Genomic DNA, 333 nt, shown 5'->3' on the forward strand with positions numbered 1-333 from the left:
GTATTGTATTTCTCCCGGAATTGTTCACCAGATGCCTGCCAGACAGGAAACAAGAGTACACCATGCCAAAAGTCCGTTATCAGGGACGTACTTTTTACGTAAAGCAGGATGAAACCGTTCTGTCAGGTTTGCTGCGCCAAGGTGTTGAACTGGAACACGCTTGCCGGGCAGGAGTCTGTAATGCTTGCCTTGTTCGGGCAAGCGGATTTGATGCTGAACAGGAAAGTTTGAAAACCGGCAACCTGGCTGCCGAGCTGGTGGAGAGCGGGCACTTTTTGTCTTGCAAAACCCGAATCAAAGGTTCAATAGAACTGCTCGATCCTGGCCCGGTGG

At 50.8% G+C, this 333-nt stretch carries 1 protein-coding gene; it reads left to right on the forward strand.

The annotated features are described in order from the left end of the window. Positions 1-62: 62 nt before the first annotated feature. Positions 63-333 (forward strand): 2Fe-2S iron-sulfur cluster-binding protein (locus Q4563_RS17905; protein ID WP_303605461.1); only part of this gene is annotated, 271 nt, incomplete at its 3' end.

The sequence above is a fragment of the Gilvimarinus sp. 1_MG-2023 genome, assembly GCF_030548285.1.